Source organism: Clostridium sp. CTA-17 (assembly GCF_054767895.1).
Map to the genome: position 1 here is coordinate 129,059 of NZ_BAAABF010000003.1, position 23,548 is coordinate 152,606.

21 protein-coding genes are annotated in these 23,548 nt (G+C 28.7%); all 21 read right to left on the reverse strand.

Features of this window, described 5'->3' with window-relative positions; translation table 11 throughout:
* Positions 1–234: 234 nt before the first annotated feature.
* Positions 235–1,218: an asparaginase gene (locus ACYUCG_RS07130; RefSeq protein WP_003458466.1), complete on the reverse strand. Its 984-nt coding sequence runs from the start codon at positions 1,216–1,218 to the stop codon at positions 235–237.
* A 351-nt stretch (positions 1,219–1,569) separates the two neighbouring features.
* Positions 1,570–3,045: a stage IV sporulation protein A gene (gene spoIVA, locus ACYUCG_RS07135; protein WP_060794459.1), complete on the reverse strand. Its 1,476-nt coding sequence runs from the start codon at positions 3,043–3,045 to the stop codon at positions 1,570–1,572.
* A 333-nt stretch (positions 3,046–3,378) separates the two neighbouring features.
* Complete coding sequence (locus tag ACYUCG_RS07140; protein WP_060794460.1) at positions 3,379–4,374, reverse strand: NAD(P)H-dependent glycerol-3-phosphate dehydrogenase; 996 nt, start codon at positions 4,372–4,374, stop codon at positions 3,379–3,381.
* A gap of 4 nt (positions 4,375–4,378) precedes the next feature.
* Positions 4,379–5,695, reverse strand: a complete 1,317-nt coding sequence (gene der / locus ACYUCG_RS07145) for a ribosome biogenesis GTPase Der (RefSeq protein ID WP_003458514.1) — start codon at positions 5,693–5,695, stop codon at positions 4,379–4,381.
* A gap of 2 nt (positions 5,696–5,697) precedes the next feature.
* Positions 5,698–7,035 (reverse strand): DUF512 domain-containing protein, encoded by a 1,338-nt coding sequence (locus ACYUCG_RS07150; protein ID WP_240298552.1) that lies wholly within the window; start codon positions 7,033–7,035, stop codon positions 5,698–5,700.
* Between the two features lie 321 nt (positions 7,036–7,356).
* A complete protein-coding gene (gene pnpS, locus ACYUCG_RS07155) occupies positions 7,357–9,072 on the reverse strand; it encodes a two-component system histidine kinase PnpS (RefSeq protein ID WP_240298553.1) in 1,716 nt (571 codons plus the stop codon).
* 13 nt (positions 9,073–9,085) lie between these two features.
* Positions 9,086–9,790, reverse strand: a complete 705-nt coding sequence (locus tag ACYUCG_RS07160; RefSeq protein WP_283684159.1) for a purine nucleoside phosphorylase YfiH/LACC1 family protein — start codon at positions 9,788–9,790, stop codon at positions 9,086–9,088.
* 165 nt (positions 9,791–9,955) lie between these two features.
* On the reverse strand, positions 9,956–10,405 hold the full coding sequence (gene nrdR / locus ACYUCG_RS07165; RefSeq protein ID WP_003449440.1) for a transcriptional regulator NrdR: 450 nt from the start codon (positions 10,403–10,405) through the stop codon (positions 9,956–9,958).
* A 61-nt stretch (positions 10,406–10,466) separates the two neighbouring features.
* Positions 10,467–10,739, reverse strand: coding sequence for a YlmC/YmxH family sporulation protein (locus ACYUCG_RS07170; protein ID WP_003458476.1), 273 nt, complete (start codon positions 10,737–10,739; stop codon positions 10,467–10,469).
* A gap of 140 nt (positions 10,740–10,879) precedes the next feature.
* A complete protein-coding gene (sigG, locus tag ACYUCG_RS07175; RefSeq protein ID WP_283677875.1) occupies positions 10,880–11,653 on the reverse strand; it encodes an RNA polymerase sporulation sigma factor SigG in 774 nt (257 codons plus the stop codon).
* Positions 11,654–11,727: 74 nt separating this feature from the next.
* On the reverse strand, positions 11,728–12,435 hold the full coding sequence (gene sigE / locus ACYUCG_RS07180; RefSeq protein WP_003449468.1) for an RNA polymerase sporulation sigma factor SigE: 708 nt from the start codon (positions 12,433–12,435) through the stop codon (positions 11,728–11,730).
* 13 nt (positions 12,436–12,448) lie between these two features.
* A complete protein-coding gene (gene spoIIGA / locus ACYUCG_RS07185; RefSeq protein WP_283677876.1) occupies positions 12,449–13,255 on the reverse strand; it encodes a sigma-E processing peptidase SpoIIGA in 807 nt (268 codons plus the stop codon).
* Between the two features lie 403 nt (positions 13,256–13,658).
* Positions 13,659–14,804 (reverse strand): cell division protein FtsZ, encoded by a 1,146-nt coding sequence (ftsZ, locus tag ACYUCG_RS07190; protein WP_460268362.1) that lies wholly within the window; start codon positions 14,802–14,804, stop codon positions 13,659–13,661.
* A 13-nt stretch (positions 14,805–14,817) separates the two neighbouring features.
* Positions 14,818–16,056, reverse strand: a complete 1,239-nt coding sequence (locus ACYUCG_RS07195; protein ID WP_060794466.1) for a cell division FtsA domain-containing protein — start codon at positions 16,054–16,056, stop codon at positions 14,818–14,820.
* Between the two features lie 77 nt (positions 16,057–16,133).
* Complete coding sequence (locus ACYUCG_RS07200; protein WP_060794467.1) at positions 16,134–17,186, reverse strand: type IV pilus twitching motility protein PilT; 1,053 nt, start codon at positions 17,184–17,186, stop codon at positions 16,134–16,136.
* Positions 17,187–17,366: 180 nt separating this feature from the next.
* Complete coding sequence (gene sigK / locus ACYUCG_RS07205) at positions 17,367–18,068, reverse strand: RNA polymerase sporulation sigma factor SigK (protein WP_060794468.1); 702 nt, start codon at positions 18,066–18,068, stop codon at positions 17,367–17,369.
* Positions 18,069–18,134: 66 nt separating this feature from the next.
* Positions 18,135–19,799, reverse strand: coding sequence for a penicillin-binding transpeptidase domain-containing protein (locus ACYUCG_RS07210; RefSeq protein ID WP_460268363.1), 1,665 nt, complete (start codon positions 19,797–19,799; stop codon positions 18,135–18,137).
* Positions 19,800–19,915: 116 nt separating this feature from the next.
* Positions 19,916–20,542 carry a uridine kinase gene (udk, locus tag ACYUCG_RS07215; RefSeq protein WP_060794470.1) on the reverse strand — a complete coding sequence of 209 codons (627 nt, stop codon included), beginning with the start codon at positions 20,540–20,542 and terminating at the stop codon, positions 19,916–19,918.
* The gene (locus tag ACYUCG_RS07220) at positions 20,542–21,771 is read right to left on the reverse strand and encodes a peptidase U32 family protein (protein WP_110020182.1); all 1,230 of its coding nucleotides are present in this window, start codon (positions 21,769–21,771) and stop codon (positions 20,542–20,544) included. The genes udk and ACYUCG_RS07220 overlap by 1 nt, the downstream gene beginning before the upstream one ends.
* A 5-nt stretch (positions 21,772–21,776) precedes the next feature.
* Positions 21,777–22,421, reverse strand: coding sequence for an O-methyltransferase (locus ACYUCG_RS07225; RefSeq protein WP_283699774.1), 645 nt, complete (start codon positions 22,419–22,421; stop codon positions 21,777–21,779).
* Positions 22,422–22,436: 15 nt separating this feature from the next.
* On the reverse strand, positions 22,437–23,465 hold the full coding sequence (mltG, locus tag ACYUCG_RS07230) for an endolytic transglycosylase MltG (protein WP_139933723.1): 1,029 nt from the start codon (positions 23,463–23,465) through the stop codon (positions 22,437–22,439).
* Positions 23,466–23,548 lie beyond the last annotated feature (83 nt).

Below are 23,548 nucleotides of genomic sequence, written 5' to 3' on the forward strand. Positions count from 1 at the left end.
AAGTTCATAAATATAAAAAAGCTATTTTAAGTTTAGTAAACTTAAAATAGCTTTTATCCAATTATTGAATAATAACTTTAATCAAGTTTACTATTAATATTCCTCATAGAAAATACGAACATTTTTATACAAAATGAACTTTTTATCTGTCTACGAATGTTATTGTACACTATTCTAAGTTATTATTCAATAATTATCGAATATTTTTTCTTGCTTTTTAAAAAATATATGTGTTTAGTATCTTTCTTTCTCAAAACTATGTTTAATATATCTATAATCTTTATTAAACCCAAGAAGAGTTAAAAGCTTTATTCTAGCCTTTTGACTTGGCATACTTTCTCCAAATATAACCCCAAGCTCTTTAAGATTTTTTCCACCTCCAAGATATCCATAGCTATCACTTACCCTTCCTTCAAAACATCTTGAAGTAAGTACTATAACTATTCCCTTATCTAAGGCATCTTTTATTGCATCAACCATAGTTGGTGGTACATTTCCTCTTCCTAAAGCTTCTATTATGATTCCATCATATTTTTTCTCTATACAGTGATATATAAAATCTCCATCCATACCTGCAGCACATTTTATTATGGCTACTTTTTTATCAATAACCTCTAAGGGTATAAAATCTTCCTGTGGAACTCTTCTATCAAATATTACCCTATTATTATCAACTATTCCTATTGGACCAAAATTAGGTGTTCTAAAAGCATTTAAAGCCATTGAATTAGCCTTAGTTACCTCTGAAGCACTATTTAACTCCCCATTAAAACAAACTAGAACTCCTCTATTTTTTGCTTCATCTGATGCAGCTGTACATATTGATGCAGCTAAGTTAGCTGGTCCATCATACCCTAACTCTGATCCACTTCTCATAGCTCCAGTAAACACTATTGGTTTACTTGTCTTAGTTGTTAAATTAACAAAATAAGATGTTTCTTCTAAAGTATCTGTTCCGTGAGTTACTACAACTCCATCTATATCTTCTCTCTCTACTAGAGCATTTATAAATTTTGATAGTTCAAGCATTATCTCTGGAGTAATATGTGGACTTGGTAATGAAGAAAAGCTATGTGACTCTATTGTTGCAAAGCTTTCTATTCCTGTTACCATAGCCATTATTTCCTCTCCTGTCAAACTTGGAACTGCAGCCTTTATTCTATCATCAACTTTCATTGATATTGTTCCACCATTAAAAATTACAGCTATTTTCTTCATGAGTACCTCCGAATTTCTTTTTTATTTGACTAAGTATCATTCGTCACAATGCTTATTATAATTAAATTAATAATTCTATTCAATCTTTGTAAAGTTCAGCTTAAATTAAATACTAATAAACTATAACAACTTAATCATTCCCTTAATAATTATAATCTTTTTATAAATTTTATAAAACTAATAAATTAAAGTATATTTTTAATATACTCTTCTTTTCGTAAAATACATATATTATAAAAATACTTATATATATTTTTTGCGTTCTAAAATTTCATAGAATTATTTCATTATAAAATTTAAAAAACCATATCAAAATAAAATTTGATATGGTCTTTAAATATATTAATCACCTTAGAAAATAATACAGATTAAGTTTCCTTCGCCTTCATTAATAATTCTTTGAAGAGTTTTTTGAATCTTACTTTGAATGTCATCTGGCATCTTATAAAGTTTGCTTCTTAAACCTTCTTGAACTAATGTTTCTAATGACTTACCAAACATGTTGCTTTGCCATAATTTTTCCGGATCACTTTCAAATTGCTCAAGTAATGTTTTAAATACCTCTTGAGTTTCTTTTTCAGTTCCCATTATTGGGCAAATTTCTGTTTGAATATCTGCTTTTATTAAATGTAGACTAGGAGCACTAGCCTTAAGTTTAACAACATATTTTGAACCTTGCTTATCAATATCAGGTTTTTCAAACTTCATTTCTGATAATTGAGGAGCAACTAATCCATAGCCTGTTTCCTTAACACTATTTATTGCTTCAGCTACCTTATCATATTCAGATTTTGCTTTATGCAAATCTTTGATTAAAGCTATTAAATCACTTTCATCATTTAATTCTTCATCACACATTTCACTTATTATTTTATAGAAGATGCCATTTTTAGGAGTCATTTTAACTCTTACAGTTCCATCTCCTAAATTCATCTCATTTATATCAGCTACTCCTAAGAAATCTTCTCCATAAGTACTAAGTAGATCCTTAACGTCTCTAATTTTTGATATGTTTTTACACATGTCTTTAACTATGTCTATAAAATTAGATTTTAACCAATGAGAAGGCTCTAATTTTTCAATCCATCTTGGCATGTCTATATTAATTTCCTTAACTGGAAATTCTTTAAGTACTTTTGTAAACAAATCGTTTATGTCATTTTCATTCATATTGGCTACATCCATTATTTGAACTGGAACTCCATATCTGATTTCTAATTCTTGTTTTAAGTCTAAAGTCTCTTCTGCCCTTGGATCTAATGAATTAAGTACAATTATAAAAGGTTTGTCTATTGATTTTAACTCAGCCACTACTCTTTCTTCAGCCTCTAAGTAATCATCACGATCTATACCAGTTATACTTCCATCTGTTGTAACTACTAATCCTATTGTTGAATGATCTGTTATTACTTTTCTAGTTCCTATCTCAGCTGCATCTTCAAATGGAATTTCATAATCAAACCAAGGAGTATGAACTTTTTTAGATTCTCCCTCATCAAAATAACCATTAGCCCCTTTAACAATGTATCCAACACAATCAACCATTCTAACACTAAACTTAATACCATCATCCAAAGCAATTTCTACTGCCTCATTAGGTACAAATTTAGGCTCTGTTGTATGAATAGTTTTTCCTGATCCACTTTGTGGTAATTCATCCTTTGCTCTTTCCTTTTTATAAGCATTATCAATCTTAGGTATTACCATTAAGTCCATAAATCTTTTTATAAATGTAGATTTACCTGTTCTTACTGGCCCAACAACTCCAACATAAATATCTCCCTGTGTTCTTTCTGCTATATCTTTGTATATATTGAAATCTTCCAAGATACACCCTCCTATAAATATTATTAACACTATATATATATTAGAAACTTTGAAAAAGTATACTGTTTAGCAAAATATATTTTTACTTTAATTGGATATACTTTTTAACTCCTTTATCTAAACTTCAACTTTCTCTTTCTAATATTATGTATTAATATTATTTATTCAAAGAACTCTAAATAAATGCTACTTATTTTAAATAATTTTATTTTTTAATATGTAAGACTTAACATGGTTTTATAACTACATAAAAAATAAAATTTTATAAAGATTCCACCTTTTAATTAAAACAAAAAGAGATAGAAAAACTTCTATCTCTTTTTAAAATAAATTTTATATTTCTTCTTTTTTCTTATCTCTTTCCATTAAAAGGCTTACAGCATTTTCTGCCTTTGCCCCTTCAAAAAGAACTTTATATGCTATATCAGTTATAGGCATTGTTACTCCTTCTTTTTCTTTTAACTCATAGAAGGCTTTACAAGCTTTTATACCTTCAACAACCATTCCTACTTCCTCTATAGCTTCTTCAGCAGTTTTCCCTTGACCTATAAGTATTCCAGCTCTTCTGTTTCTTGAATGCATACTTGTACAAGTAACTATTAAATCACCCATACCAGTTAATCCAAAGAAAGTTTCAGCTTTTCCACCCATTTTAATTCCTATTCTAGCTATTTCAGCCATTCCTCTAGTCATTAATGCTGCCTTAGAATTGTCTCCATATCCTATACCGTCACAAACACCTGCCGCTAAGGCTATAATGTTCTTAACAGCGCCTCCAATTTCAACACCTATGATATCATCATTAGTATATATTCTAAAGTTTTTATCCATAAATAGGTCTTGAACTTTCTCTGCACATTCCATACATTCTGAGCTTGCAACTAAAGTTGTTGGAATTCCCTTTGAAACTTCTTCTGCATGACTTGGCCCAGATAAAACTACGACTCTATTATTTGGTAATTCTTGATTTATAACTTGAGATAGTCTCAAATTAGTCCCCTCTTCTATTCCTTTAGCAATATTAATAATTATTACATCATCATTAATTTTACCTTTTAAGTTTTTACAAGCTGTTCTTATAACATGAGAAGGTACTGCAAGAACTACATATTCAGCCCCATTTAAAGCTTCATCTAAGTCTTTATAAGCAGTGACATTAGTAGGAATAGTTAAATCTTTTATATATTTGTCATTCTTTCTGTTTACGTTAATGTCATTTATTACATTTTCATCTCTATCCCACAGAGAAACCGTAACACCTTTATTCCCCAATAATATACCTAAAGAAGTTCCAAAACTTCCTGCTCCTAAAAAAGCCACTTTACTCATAAAATTACTCCTTTCTAGCTCTATATTCTATTTCTATTCCAGTTCCATCAAAATCAAAACTTTCTCTTAATTGGTTTTCTAAATATCTACCATATGAGAAATGTAATAGATTAGGGTCATTTACAAAGAACACAAATTTAGGTGGCTTTGTAGCAACCTGAGTAGCATAGTATATTTTTAATCTCTTTAAGGCTACAACTGGTGGCTCTTTCATTAAAACAGCCTTACTTATAACATCATTTAATAATCCAGTTGAAACTCTCTTAGAGTAATTATCATAGCAATATTTAGCTGTTGATAATATTTTATGTACTCTTTGTCCTGTTAAAGCTGATATGAATAAATATTTAGCATATGGCATAAACTTAAGTTTTTGTTGTAAGTCTTTTTGATAATTGCTTAATGTTTTATCATCTTTTTCAATAAGATCCCATTTGTTTACAACAACCATAATTGCTTTATTCATTTCATGAGCATATCCTATTATTTTTTCATCTTGCTCAGTTATTCCTTGCTCAGCATCTATTACAAGTATAGCTACATCAGCTTTCTCTATAGCAGCATAAGTTCTGATTACACTATATCTTTCTATTTCTTCTTTTACTTTGCTTTTTCTTCTTAATCCAGCAGTATCAACTAAGATGAATTTTCCATCTTCTGTTTCTAGGTAACTATCTATAGAATCCCTTGTTGTTCCTGGAACATTACTTACTATAACTCTCTCTTCACCTAATAATCTATTTATAAGTGATGATTTACCTACATTGGGTTTACCTATCATAGCTATTCTAATATATTCATCATCCTCTTCATCTTCTGAAGGATCATTGAAATATTTAACAACTTCATCTAGCATATCTCCAAGTCCTAATCCTTGAGATGCTGATATAGTTATAGGATCTCCAATTCCTAAATTATAGAACTCATAGCTATTTTCTTCTAAAGCTAATCTATCTATTTTATTAACTACTAAAACAACAGGCTTTTTGCTTTTTCTAAGCATTTGTGCAACTTCTTGGTCAGCAGCAGTAAGTCCTTCCTTACCATCAACAACGAATACTATTACATCAGCCATTTCTATAGCAATTTGCGCTTGTCTTCTCATTTGTTTAACAATTATATCACTACTTTCAGGCTCTATTCCACCTGTATCTATCATTGTAAATTTTCTGTTTAACCATTCTGATTCTGCATACACTCTGTCTCTAGTAACTCCTGGTGTATCCTGTACTATTGAAATTCTTTTTCCTGCTAATTTATTGAAAAGAGTCGACTTACCTACGTTCGGTCTTCCAACCATAGCAACTATTGGTTTACTCATTCTTATTCCTCCTCACAGTGTTCGTTTATTAAGTCTATTAGGTCTTCCCCTGTATAGCTACAAACTATAACTTTAACTCCCAATCTTTCCTCAATATCCTTTGCTGTCAAATCATCTAACATTATTCTTTGAGTTATATCTCCTGGCTCGTAACCTTTTCTAAACATGTTATCTGCCATAATTAAGTATTCACTATCAATGTTATCCTTAAGTTGAGCAATAACATCTTGACCAGTTAAAAGTCCTGCAACTGTTATTGTGTGCCCAAAGAAATCATTTAATATAACCTTACACTTAATATCTATATTATTATTTGCTTCTCTTATATCAGTACAAACCTGATTTAATTCTTTAAAGGCAGATGTTCCTGTAATAAGAGTAAATTTACCTTTTCCACTTTTAGTTAACTTGTTCTTTATATCTACTGCCATGGTTTCTCTTAGAAGTCTTATCATTCCAACTCCGTCTTCTATTTGCTCATATCCATTATAGAATTCTTCATTTGGAACTTCCTCATCTGCCATAACATAAAACTCATCTGATAATCTTACAAATGGACTTCCTATTTCTTTCATGTATTTTTCTTGAAGAACTTTTATTCTATCTAATTCTTCTTTAGCTGTTTCTTTATTATATATTTCAAGATCAGCTAATCCTTCTCTAAACTTTGTTATTCCAATTGGTACAGCAGCAACATTTTCTATTGAAGGACGTAATTTATAAAGATCTTCTACAGTTCTAACTAATTCGTCTCCATTGTTTATTCCTGGCATAACAACTATTTGAGCATTTACAGTTATACCAGCTGCCGCTAATTTTTGTAATCTTTCATATACATTCCCTGCAAATCTATTATTAAGAATTTTTTTTCTTAAATCTGGATTTGTTGTATGAACTGATACATTTATAGGACTTATTCTATATTTTATAATTCTATCAATATCTTCATCCTTCATATTTGTTAAAGTAACAAAGTTACCTTGTAAAAATGAAAGTCTTGAATCATCGTCCTTAAAATATAAAGTTTTTCTCATTCCCTTTGGTAATTGATCTATGAAGCAAAATATACATTTATTTGTACAACTTTTAGCTTTGTCTAGGATGGCCTCTTCAAATTCCACTCCTAAATCTTCGCCATATTCCTTTTCTATTTCAAACTCCCAAACCTCTTTGTTTGGTTTTAATATTTCTACCTCAACGTATTCGTCTGCTAATAAAAATCTATAATCAAGTATATCTTCAACTTTAGTACCGTTTATGCTTAATAGTATATCTCCCTTTTCAAAGCCTAATTCCTCACCAATTCCTCCTGGTAAGACTTCAGCAATTCTACTTTTCATATGCTTCACTCCTATTTTAGTACTATCTATGTTATATTACCTTAATTAAATAATGTAGTCAACTGAAATAACTTTATACCTATATATTGTGTTTTGTTTCAATTACTAACTTTTTATTTAACTCTAAATTTAATTATTAACTTTTTCATTAAGCTTTAAACTATGTTATTTAAATATTAAAAAGTAATCCCCTAAAAAATTTTGAGGATTACTTTTAATAACTTTCTATTAATTCTATTATATTAAAAAGATTTTTAAATATATAACTAATTATATAATAAGTGTTATAAATTTAAAGGTGTTATAAAGTATTAACTAGAATTATATATTTATAGGTATAGTTATTACTATTTTAGTTCCTACTCCTAGTTCACTAGTTACATTTATCTCACCATCAAAAAGTCTAACTATATGTTTTACTATGGCAAGACCTAGTCCAGTTCCACCACTTTCTCTACTTCTAGCTTTATCCACTCTATAAAATCTTTCAAATATCCTTGGAAGATCCTCTGCACTTATTCCAATTCCATTATCCTCAATAACTAAAACAAGATTCATGTCACGATTATAACTTTCAACTCTTACCTTTCCACCTTTTTCAGTATATTTAACAGAATTGCTTATAAGATTCAATAACATTTGTTTAAACTTATCCTTATCTCCCATTAGAACACAATTACTATTTGTATCTAAAAATATTTCCACACCTTTTTTCTGTGCTTGATCATTTAATAGCATATAAACTTTATCAATTTGTTCATCAACATTAAACTCTTCTAAAACAGTACTTCTTTTTTGTTCTATTTCATAAAGACATAATATATCCTCTAAAAGTCTTGCTAATCTATCTGATTCTTCATCTATTATGCTTAAAAATTTATTTCTAGTTTCATCATCATCTACATATCTTAATGTTTCTGCAAAACCTTTAATTGATGTAAGTGGGGTCTTAAGTTCATGAGATATATTAGCTACAAATTGACTTCTCATGTTTTCAAGCTTTTTAATATCTGTAATATCTTGTATAACCACAACTGTACCTATTATTTCAGGTTCATTTATTATACTTGCTTTTCTTATTTTTAATATCTTTGGATCATCATTATAATTAACTTCAATTTCCACCCTATCTTTTCCATCACAAAAAGCCTTTATTATCTCTTTGTCAGTTATATAATCCAAAAGTTTATTTCCAATAATTTCTCCACTTATACCAAATATTTTTTTAGCGTAAGGATTTATCATTAAAACATTCATATCCCTGTCAAAAGCTATTACTCCACTACCCATACTTTTTAATATGGCTTCTAAGCCATTTTGTTTATCCTTAAATCTCTCCATGGTTATTTCTAATTGCTCTGCCATATAATTAAAGCTTTTTCCTAGTCTTTGAATTTCATCATCCTTAGAATTAATTTTTACTCTCTTATGGAAATTACCACTTGCAATAGTAGAGGTCAATTGTTCTAATTCCTTTAATGGATTCAATATTATATTAGTTATTTTAACAGTTAATAATAATGCAATTACTAAGGATAATATAACCCCTACCAATAAATAGTTACTATTTATGCTATCTAGTATTTTTGCATTTTCAACAGCTATTGATGTTCTAACAATAGAACCGTCCTTAAGTTTAAGTGCACTATAAATCATGTTTTGGTGAAGATCATTACTATATCGTACACTGCTTCCTAAACCACTTTCTATTGCTTCTATTATTTCTTGTCTCTTAAGATAACTTTCATTATCATTGATTAATTTTTTATGGGTATCAAAAATAACATTTCCATCCTTACTGATATATGTTATTCTTATATTTTTCATATCATTATTTGATTCTATTCTTTCTAATTCACTCTTAATATTTCCATTATCGTTTTCTAACAATAAAGCTATGACCTTATTATATTCATTTAGAACATTCTTTGATTCCTCTAAATATTTATGATTTGATATTACTAAGTACATAGAAGTCATTATTGCTAGAAAAAATGTTATTATTAGTGTTGTGAAAATAATAATCCTTTTTTTCATTTATTAATCCACCTTAATCAATAAATATTGATGAAAATAATCTTCCTGACTTTTCTTGACCCTGTCTATAACTATGCATCTTCACTTCTTTTTCACAATAAGTACAAATTCTAGTAGAAGTTATATTTTCTTTTTTAACAATACCCTTAAGCTGAATTTCTACACATTTCTCAAGATTTAACATTCTTCCATTACATACATCTTTCCCAAATTCTTCACTGAACTTCTCTGCTAAATCTTCACTTACTTCATAACAACATTGTCTCACGTGAGGGCCTATTATTACTTTAATATTTTCACAACCATATTTCTCTTTCATGTATTCACAAGTTTTTCTAGCTATTTTATTGTATGTTCCTTTCCATCCACTATGAATAGCTGCAATTACTTCCTTCTCTTTATCATAAGCTATAACTGGAACACAATCTGCTGTAAACACTCCTATAAGTGTGTTTTTATCCTTAGTAACTATAGCATCACAGTCTCTATCCCCTTTAAATTCTTCTCCAGTTGCATCAATAAAATCACTACTATGTATTTGGTTAACATAAACCACCTTATCTAGTGAAAATATTTCCTTTAAATCCTCTAAATTTTTCTTTCCATCCTCATCTTCTTTTTTATAATTAACATTGTTTAATGCAGTTGAAAATCTAACTTTTATATTTCCATCATTAAAAACTATAAATTCTTTATTATCTATTATTTCTCTCTTCATAACTTTTCACCTCAAAAACAAAATTATAATCTACTTATTTTACCATATTATCATATTTCAACTCTTTGTTAAATTAAATTCAAGTTAAATATTATTTAAGTATATAGATAAATTAAAACAAATAAAAAAGCCATCTTAAAGAACTCTCTTTAAGATAGCTTAAAATTATTTCATTAAACTTTTTATTTCTTCCATAAAGGTATTAATATCTTTAAATTGTCTATATACAGAAGCAAATCTTACGTATGAAACTTCGTCTATATCCTTAAGTCTCTCCATTATCATTTCACCTATGTAATCAGACTTTATTTCTACCATCATTTTATTACTTATGTTTCGTTCAATATCAGCTGCTATTTCTTCTATTTGAGCCCTAGATACAGGTCTCTTTTGACATGCTTTAATTAATCCGCTTATGATTTTTTCTTTATTGAAACTTTCTCTACTTAAATCCTTTTTTATAACAAGTATTGGTATATCTTCTACCTTTTCATAAGTTGTGTATCTTTTAGAACATCTTAAACATTCTCTTCTTCTTCTAATTGCATTATAATCTTCTGCAGATCTAGAATCCACAACTTTACTTTCTTCATAAGAACAGTAAGGACATCTCATTTTAAAATCCACGCCTTTCTCTAAGTTGTAATAATATTATACCCTCTTTTTTACTTAATTTCTATATATATTTTTGAACATCTAGTATATTTTTCCCTTTTGAATCTATTAGTATAACATCTACTCCAACTTTGTATACATCAGACCATTCTATCTCTATATCCTCTGACTTACTAAAAAAGGATGTTTTTTCTCCAGGTATTATAATAGATAATATTCTATTATCATCACAATCTATCTTAACATCAGCTATTAAGCCTAACTTTTTACCTTCACTTACATCTATCACTTCCATAGCCCTTAAATTATTTAAAGAAAATAAATTTTCTTCCATATTTAAACTCCTCCTAAACATATAATTCTTATATTTAATTTATATGTTTAATTTTTATATTTATTAATTAGAAGAAGTAAAAAATACTAAATAACATAAGATTTTCAATTTATCCATAAAAAATAGAGCTCAAAAGAGCTCTATACATACTTCCTCATATGCTTTAATGCTATTTTTTCCAACCTTGAAACTTGTGCTTGAGATATACCAATTTCATCAGCTACCTCCATTTGAGTTCTTCCATTAAAGAATCTTAAATTCAATATAAGTTTTTCTCTATCGTTTAATTTCTTCATAGCTTCCTTTATTGCTATATTTTCAAGCCAACTATCATCTTGATTTTTTGAATCACTTATCTGATCCATTACATATATTGCATCTCCACCATCATGATAAATAGGCTCAAATAAAGAAACTGGATCTTGAATTGCATCTAAAGCAAAAACAACATCTTCTCTTGGAATTTTAAGCTCTTTTGCTATTTGAGATACAGTAGGTTCCTTATTATTTTCATTTACTAGCTTATCTCTTACAAGTAAAGCCTTATAAGCTATATCTCTTAAAGATCTACTTACTCTTATAGTGTTATTATCTCTTAAATATCTTCTTATTTCTCCTATTATCATTGGCACAGCATAAGTTGAAAATTTAACATTTTGTGATAAATCAAAGTTATCTATAGATTTCATAAGTCCTATACAACCAACTTGAAATAAATCATCTACGTTTTCGCCTCTATTATTAAACCTTTGGATTACACTAAGCACTAATCTCAGATTCCCCTTAATAAATTTCTCTCTAGCACTTATATCTCCATTTTGCATTTGTAGCAATAATTCTTTCATTTCTTTTTCTTTTAAAACTGGTAATTTAGCTGTATTGACTCCACATATCTCTACTTTATTTATCATCATAATTGAAATCAACCCCTTCGAAGTAATTCCCTTCCGCATTTTAATTATTACCTGTAGAGGTTAATTTTATACTCTTAAATCATTTTGTTAATTTCTTTCTTTAATCTTTTTATAATTTTCTTTTCTAATCTTGAAATATAAGATTGTGATATTCCCAGCATATCAGCCACTTCTTTTTGAGTTTTCTCTTTATATCCACATAGTCCAAATCTTAATTCAACAATTTCTTTTTCTCTATTTGAAAGATTCTTCATTGCAGTAAATAATAATTCTTTATCAACTTCATCCTCTATTAGATTATAAACAATATCATCATCTGTACCAAGTATATCTGAAAGTAAAAGTTCATTTCCATCCCAATCTATATTTAATGGCTCATAAAATGATATCTCTGCTTTAACCTTGCTATTTCTCCTTAAGTACATAAGAATTTCATTTTCTATACATCTTGATGCATAAGTTGCAAGCTTTATCTTTTTTTCTGGATTAAATGTATTTACTGCCTTTATAAGTCCAATTGTTCCTACAGAAATTAAATCTTCAACACCTACACCAGTATTCTCAAACTTTCTAGCTATATATACAACTAGTCTTAAATTTCTTTCAATAAGAATACTTCTAATAGCTTCATCATTTTCCCCTAATTTGTTAACTAATTCTTCTTCCTCTTCCTTACTAAGAGGTGCTGGAAGGACATCATTTCCCCCAACATAATAAATCGGTTCTACCATAATATCTAATTTAGTAAATAACTTATTAAGCAAAAGTCTTATATTTAACATAACCTAATCACCCCTATATAATTCCTCTAGACAATAAAGCTTCATATTCTCCCTCTTTACTTAATTTATTATCACAAAAACATAAGATTGCATCTCTTGTCATTGTTTCCCCATTAACATTACAAAGCTTTATATTGTCAATCTTAATCCCTTTCATATATCCTGAATTTCCATCAACTACTTTATATGGTATCCTAAATTGGTCTTTTTCCTTAATGTTTACCCCTCTAAACTTTTCTCTTTCTGCTATTATTACAGGCAATGCAGTTGCAGGCTCTACAAGTCCATTTCCTGTATCTAAAAAAGCTTTAATATTAACAACTTCTGAATCAATACATACATCTAAATCATATATAAAGTTATTTATAATAGCTCTATTTTTAAAATAATTCATAACTCCACTAACAAGTATGTAACTTATAATTAGTGAGAATATTATAGATTTAGTTGAATAATCATTTATTATAAAAGATTCTGAAATATTATACTGATTTTCAACCAAAGCAAACATAAAGCAAGTACCGCAAAAAGCAAAAGTTATCACTAAAAAAGTTATATATCTTTTTATTATTGTCTTTAACTCTCTTCTTTCTGATATTATAGTAATCATTCCAAAAGAAAAAAGTAGTTTTAAGGGCAATGATGTGAGTATATTTAATCCTGGAACAAAAACAAACAAGGTATATATTGCTCCTAAGAAAGCTGCTAGCACTATTCTTTTGTAAATTATTCTTTCTTTTAAGGTCTGTAAAGTTAAATAAAGTAGAAAAAAATTAATTAAAAAATTTTCTAATATGACAATGTCAATATATACAGTCATAAATCAACTCACTCCCTATTTATAATTATAAAACTTCTTATTCTAAAATTTTGTCATTATATATTCCATATGCATATTTTCTATTTTTCTTTTTCTACATTCTTCTACATTTTTCTATCAAATAAAAAATTTTTAATATTATAATTATCTTCTATTTGTCTATTCTTGTAATGAAAATGTATTCATTAAACATAAGTTCATAGTTTATTAAACTACAAATCATAAAATTCAATATTTTTTTTCATATTCTATGTCTTCTATGCTAAAATATTGAAAATAAGTTGAAAATCTTTTTATTTCTACATGAATTTTATTATAAACATACAAAAATCTTTCTAATTAAAGTAAAAATAAAAGCACTTATAGTAATAAATTACTATAAGTGCTTTTGTATTTAAAAATACTATCTTCTACCTCTTCTTAAAAACATAGGTATTTCTAAATCATCATTATATCTATCTTCTTGTTGAGTTTGTGAAGATGCAGCAACTTCTTGCTCTGCTACTTTTTCTTCAACATTTTCTACTATAACTTCTCTTTGAGTTTGAGAAGCTCCACTTGTTACTCCTTGAGCTCCCATTCCCATTCTTTGACGCTCTTTTTCAAATCCAGTAGCTATAACTGTTATTCTTATTTCATCCTTTAATGTTTCATCAATAACAGTACCAAATATTATGTTAGCATCTGGATCTGCAGCTTCTTGAACTATTTCTGCAGCTTCATTTATTTCTAATAATCCTAACTCAGAATCTCCTGTTACATTTAATAAAACTCCAGTAGCACCAACTATTGATGTTTCTAATAATGGAGATGATATTGCTTCTCTTGCAGCATCTTGTGCTCTTGTTTCTCCTTTACCATATCCAACACCCATATGAGCTAAGCCTTTATCTAACATAACAGCTCTAACGTCTGCAAAGTCTAAGTTTATTAAACCTGGATTAGTTATAAGATCTGATATACCTTGTACACCTTGTCTTAAAACATCATCAGCTTTCTTAAATGATTCTAATAAAGTTGTTTTCTTATCTACCATTGATAAAAGTCTTTCATTAGGTATTGTAACTAATGTATCAACTTTTTCTTTTAAATTTGCTATACCCATTTCAGCATGAGTCATTCTTCTTCTACCTTCAAATGGGAATGGCTTAGTAACTATACCTACTGTTAATATTCCCATTGATTTAGCTATTTCAGCTACTACTGGCGCAGCTCCAGTACCAGTACCACCGCCCATACCAGCAGTTATAAATACCATATCAGCTCCTGATATAGCCTCTGTTATTTCATCTCTACTTTCCTCAGCAGCTTTTTTTCCTATTTCAGGATTTGCCCCTGCACCTAGTCCTTTTGTAAGTTTATCACCTATTTGAATTTTATTTTGGGCATGAGATAATGTTAAGGCTTGTTTATCTGTATTTATAGCAATAAATTCAACATCTCTTAATCCTTCTTGAATCATTCTATTAACAGCGTTTCCGCCTCCGCCTCCACATCCAATTACCTTAATATTAGTAAATGATTGTATATCTACATCAAAATCTAACAAACTAATTCCTCCTTTAAAAAAGCTCCTCTAAGAACGCCATTATTTTGGAAAGCCCTCTCTTCTTTACACTTTTATTTTCACTTTTATTTTCTTTATCCACTGTTACTTTTCTACCTGAAAGTAACTCTTCATCACATATTAATTTTAACCTATCATATACCTCTTTAACAATACTAATTGCATTAATTATTGAAGAATTGTCAAATAAAAATTGCTTTTTAGTGAAAATTCTTACATTCTTATCAGTTGTATACTCTATTCTTTCCTTAATATGTTCATAATAGCTAATACCATCACCAGTTAATATTATCATATCTGTAGTATTTAGAATATCCCTTTCCATCAATTTACTATTAACTAATTCTACTATTTCACTTAATCTTGCATCTATAATATCATGAATTAAATAGGTATCTAATATGTGTTCCTCAAAGGAAATATTATTATAATCCTTTCTAATACTATAATATTTTGAAGAATATTGCAATTTTAATCTCTCTGCTTCCTCTTCTGATATAGATAAGCATATAGCTAAATCTTTGCTTATATTTCTTCCTCCTAATGGTATATAATCTATATCCTTTAGGGTATTCCCTTTGTAACTATATATTTGTGTTTCCTCTGCCCCTACATCTATAATTACAACATTTGAAGTTTCTGTTTTTTTACTTAAAAAAATATTTTTAAATCCAAACCCCAATGAAACTGTTCCTAAAACCTCATATCCAGCTTCTAAAATAATTTTATTTAAAGTACTAATTTTAGATTTAGGAGCAACAATTAAATCTTCATCTATTTCTATTCTTTCAGCTTTAATTCCAATAGGATTCTGAACAAATCCAAATTCCTCAGTATAGAATGAATTTATTGTACTATCAGCTACACATTCTTCATCTGAAAGTTTTAATGTTCTTCCTTCTATATAAGCTTCTTCTATATTTTCTTTAAAAACTAATGAATCATCATTATCTGTATAAGAATATCCCTTATTTTCTACCATTCTACAATCATTATTTTTCAATGATAAGTAAACACCTTGAATATTATGTCCACTTTTTTCTTTTAGTTCTTTTAGACATTCTTTAATGGTTTTTACAACAGACTCTTCATCTATTATTTTCCCTTTAGATACACCTTGCAAATCTTTTACTACAAAATCTAATACTTCGAATTCTCCATTTTCATTTTCACCTGATATCGCCGCACAAATATTTCTGTTTCCAATATCTAGACCCACTATGTTTTTAGACATTTTTTCTATGTGTACCTCCCTATCTAAAAATTGTGATAATATATATATTCTCTTAAAAATTCAAATTCCCTCTATATTTAATACATCAATAATCGACTTAGAATCTCCCTATCTATAGCAGAATTCATTGCAGTTTCTTGTGTTATCACACCTTCTCTATAAAGATTAGCAAGTTCCATGTCCATTGTTCTCATTCCATATTTACTTCCTGTTTGTATGGATGATTCTATTTGATGAGTTTTTCCTTCTCTTATTAAATTTTTTATAGCTGGTGTAGCAACCATTATTTCTAATGCAGCAGTTCTATCTCCATCAACTGTTTCTACTAATTGCTGTGATATAATTGTTTGTAAAACAGAAGCTAACTGTATTTTTATTTGCTCCTGTTGATGTGGTGGAAAAACATCTACTATTCTATCTATAGTTTTAGCTGCTCCTATAGTGTGAAGAGTTGAAAATACTAAATGACCAGTCTCCGCTGCCGTTATAGCCGTTGAAATAGTCTCTAAATCTCTCATTTCTCCAATTAAAATAACATCAGGATCTTCTCTAAGAGCTGCTTTCAAGGCTCTTTCATAACTTAAAGTGTCCTTACCTATTTCTCTCTGGTTTACAATAGATTTATTATGTTTATGAAGAAACTCTATAGGATCTTCTATTGTTATTATATGAGACTCTCTATTACTATTTATTTCATTTATTAAAGCAGCTAAAGTTGTACTTTTACCACTTCCAGTAGGTCCTGTAACTAATACAAGGCCTCTTTTAAGATTACATATATCCTTTAAAGTATCAGGATATCCTAAGCTATCTAGAGTTGGCATATCTAAAGATATAACTCTTATAGCTAAAGCTGTACTATTTCTTTGTTTATATATATTAACTCTAAATCTACCTTTACCATGTATTGAATATGATGTATCGTATTCTCCAATAGCATCATACTTTTCATATGCATCTTGCAATATCTCTCTAGCATATGCTTCAGTATCTTCAGGGCGTAATATTTCATGTTCTAACCTTACTAATTTTCCATTAACTTTTATTATAGGAGAAATACCTACTGTTAAATGCAAATCAGATGCTCCTTCTTTAACTGTTAACTCTAAAAGTTCTGCTAAACTTTGCATAAATCTCCTCCTAAACTTAATTCTTAATAAATAATTTGTTCACTTCATAAAGAAATGAACAAATTATTTATAGAATAATTCACCTTTTTTATCGTATAATAAATATTATAAACCATATGATATATCAATTCCATAATTTTATAAAACTTATTTTTTTTTATATAATTTATTAAGTATCATTTAATATTTGAATTCTTTATTTAATTTTTTCAATGCTTTTTTTTCTATTCTAGATACATATGATCTTGATATACCAAGAATTCCTGCTATTTCCCTCTGTGTTTTTATATCACCATCCAAAAGGCCATACCTCATTTGAATTATTTCTTTTTCTCTAGTACTTAAAACATCTGAAATTTTTTTATAAAGCTCCTTAACCTGTAATGAATTTTCAACTGTCTCTAAAACCGAATCAGAATCACTACTTAAAATATCTATAAGACAAATTTCATTTCCTTCCTTATCCACTCCTATAGGATCTTGAAGAAAGACTTCTCCCTTTGTCTTTTTGCTGTTCCTAAAGAACATAAGTATTTCATTATCTATACACTTAGCCGCATATGTTGCAAGTCGTATTCCCTTGCTAGTATCAAAAGAATCTATAGCTTTTATTAAACCTATTGTTCCTATAGATATAAGATCATCCATTTCTTTTGAGTTTTGATAATTTGAAGAATACTTCTTAACTATATGTGCTACTAGTCTTAAATTCCGTTCAACTAGTACCCTTTTGGCCTCAACATCTCCATCTTTTAATCTTTCTAAATAAATTTTTTCTTCCTTTTCATTTAAAGGCTTTGGAAAAGTAGAATTTCCTGTTACATAGCCAGTTAAAAATATTTTACTACCAACTAATTCTAATAAGTATTGTAACATGAACATGCTGTTCCCCCTATTAATGCTTATTATTATAATATGAGTTGATAGTTAAAATATTGCTAAATCTATTTATTTTTTTGTAAGTTCTAAAACTATATCTCTGAAAATAGGACCTGCAGTATTTCCACCACCTGGTTTTCTATCTTCATAAACATTTTTTATATTGGGCACCATAACTCCTAAAGTATAGTATTTTTCTCCATGTTTAAAATACCCTAAAAACCATCCATGCAATTCTCCACCTAGTGCTTCAGCAGTTCCAGTCTTAGCTCCTATTTCTACTCCTTCAATTTTAGTTATATTTGCAGTTCCTTCTAAAACCGTTGAATTCATTACCTTTTTCAAGTTATCTGCTGTTTCTTTAGATATTACATTTTTTCTTAACTCCTTAAATTCTTTTTTTACCTCTCCTTTTTGATTTTCAAAATCTTTTAATATATAAGGCTCTACGTATTCTCCTTCATTAACAACAGTAGATATTATACCTGCCATTTGAATTAAACTAGTTTGCATAGATTGACCTATAGAAAGGTTTGTTATACTAACATTTTCTGGAACATCCCCCCTAGTCTCCATTCCTGTTTTTTCATCTAATCCTAAAGCTAAAGAAAAAACTCCTTGTTCCTTTGCAAAGTCTAATAATCCCTTTGTTCCTATTTGAGCGCCTAATTTAGAAAAAACATCATTACATGAAACCTCAAAAGCTTCTTTAATGCTTATTGTTCCATGTATTTTTTCCTTTTTACATACTAAGCCATCACATCTTAGTTTATCTGAAAGACTAATTCCCTTTTCTTCCATAGCAGCTTCTAAAGTTAATATTTTAAATATTGATCCTGCCTCATAACCATTAATGCTACCTGAGCCTAAAACAACATTTGGAGCTGACTCATCCTTTTGAGCTAAAGCTAAAACTTCACCACTAGCACTATCAATAAGTACTGCTCCTGCATTTTTAAAAGTTTTATACTCATCCTTAGCTAATACATCTCTAACTATTTTTTGAAATTTATTGTCCAAAGTTAACTTAACATTTAAATTTTCCTCTGGAATGTCATATTTTCCTTCTCCATATAATCCCTCATGATCCCTTTCAAAAATAATTTTAGGATCTTTATTATTTTCTAATTGCTTATTTATTACCATTTCTAGAGAATTTTCTGACTTATCAACCTCTTTTGTTTCCCTCTTACTATCTTTATTCTCTACTAAAGCAAACCCCTTAGTAGAAGCTACCATATTCTCTATTTTCCAGTTATCATCTTTTTTCTTTTCTTGTGACTTATAAGTATAAATTCCTTTTATATTTTTTAAACTATTTATCTTATCAAAGCTTTCCTGTGAAACATCGTAATATAATTTTCCTCCACTTTTTACTACATTATCAAAAGAAAAATCCTTTGTTTCAGATTGCATAATATAATTAAAGGCCATTATGTTTTCTAAGTTTTGATTTAAATTATTTAATCTAAAAGCCATAGAATCTATGACAACTTTGTATTTAGTTTCATATTGAAATACACTTTCTCCATTTCTATCTAAAAGAGAATAGTTATAATCAGAAATATCTTCATATTGCTTGTGATTTCCTTTGAAATTACCTGTTTCTTTTGTACTATACTTTTTCTGTACATAATAAATCCTCATGTCAAGTAATATTAGAACTAATAACAATAAAGAAACTAAGCTTATCAATCTATTTTTAATCTCGATTTTTCTTTTTCTATTAAACATAAAAACACCCCTCCTGGCTAAATTCTAGCCAATTTAGGGGTGTTTTATTCAATAATACATTATTAGTTTTATCTCATATTGAAGTAAAATTATAATATAAAATTCCAATCAATATATTATTCGTATTGTCCTAAAACCTCTTTTATTTTTGCAACAATAATATCTATGGCAACTTTATTATGTCCACCTTCTGGTATTATTAAATCAGCAAATTTCTTTGTAGGTTCTGTGAATTGATTATGCATAGGCTTCACTACATTTAAGTACTGATTTATAACAGACTCTATAGTTCTTCCTCTTTCATTTATATCTCTGACCATTCTTCTTATGATTCTAACATCAGCATCTGTATCAACATAAATTTTTATATCTAGAAGCTCTCTTATTCTTGGGTCTTCTAAAATTAATATTCCTTCTACAATAACAATTTCCTTTGGCTCAACCTTAGTTGTATCTTCAATTCTATTATGTATAGAAAAATCATAACTAGGTTTTTGTATAGAATGTCCATTTAAAAGTGATTCTAAATGTGAAACTAAAAGATTGTTATCAAAAGCATTTGGATGGTCATAGTTAGTTTTAACTCTGTCCTCCATTGATAAATGGCTTTGATCCTTGTAGTATGAATCTTGCTCTATCATTGCTATACAATCTTCACCAAATTGTCTATATATCTCCTTTGCTATTGTACTTTTACCTGAGCCAGTGCCTCCTGTTATTCCTATAAAAATTGGTCTCTTCATTAGCTGTTTGCCTCCTTGCACTTAATTAACATATCATTTACCTTTACAGGCTTATCTATTTTAACCTTAAATATCATTTGAGCTTTGTTAGCAACATCTATTTTTTCGTCTTTTTCATCTTTCATATCATTCATTTGGATTTCATAGTAATCTCCTACTGGAGTTAATACCTCTACTGTATCTCCTTCGAATAATCTGTTTCTTTGTTCTATTGTTGCTACTTGAGTTTCTTCGTTATAATCTCTAACAACTCCTACAATATCATAATCTCTTATATAAGATGATGATTCATAAACTTGCTCTCCTGATTTTCCAAAGTAAAATCCTGTATGATATCTTCTATGACTAACCTTTAAAAGATTATCCATTAATTTTTGATCAAATTCATATCCTTCTGGATCATCCCAATACTTATCTAAAGCTTCTCTGTAAGCTTTAACAATTGCAGCAACATAGTATGGACTCTTCATTCTTCCTTCTATTTTAAATGAGTATATACCACTCTTAACAAGCTCTGGTATATATTCTATCATACATAAATCCTTAGAGTTCATTATGTATGTACCTTTATCATCTTCTATAACTTGAAAATACTCTCCAGGTCTCTTTTCTTCCATTAAATAATACTTGTATCTACATGCTTGTGAACAAGCTCCTCTATTTGAATCTCTTCCTGTCATGTAGTTTGATATTAAACATCTTCCTGAGTATGCCATACACATTGAACCATGAACAAATGCTTCTAAATCACAATCTTCTGGTAAATTCTCATGTATTTTTTCAATTTCTTTAAAACTAAGCTCTCTAGCTAAAACAATTCTCTTAACTCCTAAGCTATGCCAAAACTTAGCTGACTTCCAGTTTACATTGTTTGCTTGAGTACTTAAGTGTATTTCTAAATCTGGTGCAACTTCCTTTGCAGTCATTATTATTGATGGATCTGAAACTATTATTGCATCTACATTTAAATCATTAAGACCTACAATGTATTCTTCTAATCCTTCTAAATCTGCATTGTGAGGAAATACATTCATAGTAACATAAACTTTTCTTCCTCTATCATGAGCATACTTTACACCTTCTGCAATCTGTTCATTTGTAAAGTTATCAGCGAAAGCTCTTAGGTTAAGTTTACTTCCTCCAATATAAACTGCATCTGCTCCAAAATCAATTGCTGTCTTTAATTTTTCTAAGCTACCTGCTGGTGCTAATATTTCTGGTTTTCTCATGTTTGCTACCTCCTCTTAGTTAACGCAATTCCATCTCCCATAGGAATAACAGTTGTTATTAAATTTTCATCCTTTGAGACCATATCCAAATACTTTCTCATTCTCTTAACAATAGTTATTTTTCTTCTCTTCACTAAGTCATCAGAAGCAACCATTCCTCTAAACAAAACATTATCTGCTATTATAATTCCATCTTTTTTTAAAAGTCTTAAACATTCTGGTAAAAAATGATTATAATGTCCTTTACCTGCATCCATGAATATTATATCAAATTCATCATGAAGACTCTCTAAAACTTCTAAACAATCTCCCTGTAAAATATTGATTTTTTCCTCTAATCCAAATTTTTTAATATTCTCTTTAGCATAATTTATCATATTATCATCTCTCTCGATTGTAGTAATATGACATTCTCCACCACAAGCTTTGTTCATCAGTATTGAAGAATAACCTATAGCTGTGCCTAATTCTAATATTTTCTTTGGTTTATTCATAGATACCATAAACTCAAGGAACTTAGCACCTTCCTTTTGTATTATTGGCACCTTATTTTCTTTTGCAAAATCTTCTAGTTCTTTTAATTCGTCATTTCTATCTGGAATAAGATCTCTAAGATACTTTTCCATATATTCAAAGGTTACTCCACTCATTTGCTCCTCCAAATTTTAGTATCCAAATTCTTTCTTCTTAGCTAGGAAATCTTCGTAATTATTAGTAAAATAGTGCTTATTATTTGATGGATTCAATAAATAATATATGTAGTCTGTTTTAGCTGGTTTTATGGCAGCCAAAAGTGAAGGTTTTCCAGGATTACATATTGGCCCCACTGGAAGCCCTTTAATCTTATATGTATTATATGGTGAATCCACTTTTAAGTCTTTATATAGCACAGTATCTTTATGCTCTCCTAAAGCATATAAAACTGTAGCATCGATTTGTAAAGGCATGCCTTTTTGTAGTCTGTTATATATAACAGATGCTATCTCTGCACGCTCACTATCATCCCTAGCCTCTTTTTCAACCATTGAAGCTACTATTACATATTTCTCATACTCTTCCTTTGGAATTGTAATACCTAGTTCACTTTGTATCTCATTAATTACCCCTTCAAACCTATTAAGCATCATTTCAATTATTTGTTTTGGTGTTGTGCCTTTAGGAATAGCATATGTGTCTGGAAATAAAAATCCTTCTAGTTCATATTTTCTTTCATTATTAGGTTTTATATAAGATGGTAATGGATACTCTTTTACTACTTTTAAAAACTCATCTTTTGTGCATACCTTAGATTCTTCTAATTTTTTAGCTATATCCTCTACAGTGTATCCTTCTGGAAATGTTACCTTAGCTTCTGATACTTTTCCATCAGTTAGTACACTTAAAAAGTCTTGAAAACTTATGTCACTATTTACAGTATATGTACCTGGTTTTATACTTTCTTCTACGTTATTAAACTTTATATATATCTTAGAAAAAAACGAACTTCTAAGTACATTTTCATTGTTTAATCGTTCAAAAAGTCCATTTAGTGATTCTCCATCTTTAACTTTAAAAGTTATATTAGCTTGATTAGATTGTAAAGGGCTTTGCTTTATAGAGTTATATTTAACTACAAATACAGCTAAGTTAATCACAAGTAAAATTATGAATATGGATATTAAAACCATACTCTTAGAGTTTTTTAGCCTTTTCACAGTAGTACCCCCTTATATTTTTAGATAAATGGCTATAAAGCCATTTATCTAATTATAAATCTTTTTCTCATAAAAACAAACTC

Bases quoted from the DNA above. Each gene is read 5' to 3' on its own strand.
- pnpS (WP_240298553.1), bottom strand. From the start codon at position 9,072: ATGAAAAAAAGGATTATTATTTTCACAACACTAATAATAACATTTTTT.
- ACYUCG_RS07150 (WP_240298552.1), bottom strand. From the start codon at position 7,035: ATGAAAAGTAGAATTGCTGAAGTCTTACCAGGAGGAATTGGTGAGGAA.
- udk (WP_060794470.1), bottom strand. From the start codon at position 20,542: ATGAAGAGACCAATTTTTATAGGAATAACAGGAGGCACTGGCTCAGGT.
- der (WP_003458514.1), bottom strand. From the start codon at position 5,695: ATGAGTAAACCAATAGTTGCTATGGTTGGAAGACCGAACGTAGGTAAG.
- ACYUCG_RS07210 (WP_460268363.1), bottom strand. From the start codon at position 19,799: ATGTTTAATAGAAAAAGAAAAATCGAGATTAAAAATAGATTGATAAGC.
- sigK (WP_060794468.1), bottom strand. From the start codon at position 18,068: ATGTTCATGTTACAATACTTATTAGAATTAGTTGGTAGTAAAATATTT.
- sigE (WP_003449468.1), bottom strand. From the start codon at position 12,435: ATGTTAAATATAAGACTTTTGCTTAATAAGTTATTTACTAAATTAGAT.
- ACYUCG_RS07200 (WP_060794467.1), bottom strand. From the start codon at position 17,186: ATGCAAAGTTTAGCAGAACTTTTAGAGTTAACAGTTAAAGAAGGAGCA.
- ACYUCG_RS07225 (WP_283699774.1), bottom strand. From the start codon at position 22,421: ATGAGTGGAGTAACCTTTGAATATATGGAAAAGTATCTTAGAGATCTT.
- ACYUCG_RS07170 (WP_003458476.1), bottom strand. From the start codon at position 10,739: ATGGAAGAAAATTTATTTTCTTTAAATAATTTAAGGGCTATGGAAGTG.
- ACYUCG_RS07195 (WP_060794466.1), bottom strand. From the start codon at position 16,056: ATGTCTAAAAACATAGTGGGTCTAGATATTGGAAACAGAAATATTTGT.
- spoIIGA (WP_283677876.1), bottom strand. From the start codon at position 13,255: ATGACTGTATATATTGACATTGTCATATTAGAAAATTTTTTAATTAAT.
- ACYUCG_RS07160 (WP_283684159.1), bottom strand. From the start codon at position 9,790: ATGAAGAGAGAAATAATAGATAATAAAGAATTTATAGTTTTTAATGAT.
- ACYUCG_RS07140 (WP_060794460.1), bottom strand. From the start codon at position 4,374: ATGAGTAAAGTGGCTTTTTTAGGAGCAGGAAGTTTTGGAACTTCTTTA.
- nrdR (WP_003449440.1), bottom strand. From the start codon at position 10,405: ATGAGATGTCCTTACTGTTCTTATGAAGAAAGTAAAGTTGTGGATTCT.
- ACYUCG_RS07220 (WP_110020182.1), bottom strand. From the start codon at position 21,771: ATGAGAAAACCAGAAATATTAGCACCAGCAGGTAGCTTAGAAAAATTA.
- sigG (WP_283677875.1), bottom strand. From the start codon at position 11,653: ATGATGATAAATAAAGTAGAGATATGTGGAGTCAATACAGCTAAATTA.
- ACYUCG_RS07130 (WP_003458466.1), bottom strand. From the start codon at position 1,218: ATGAAGAAAATAGCTGTAATTTTTAATGGTGGAACAATATCAATGAAA.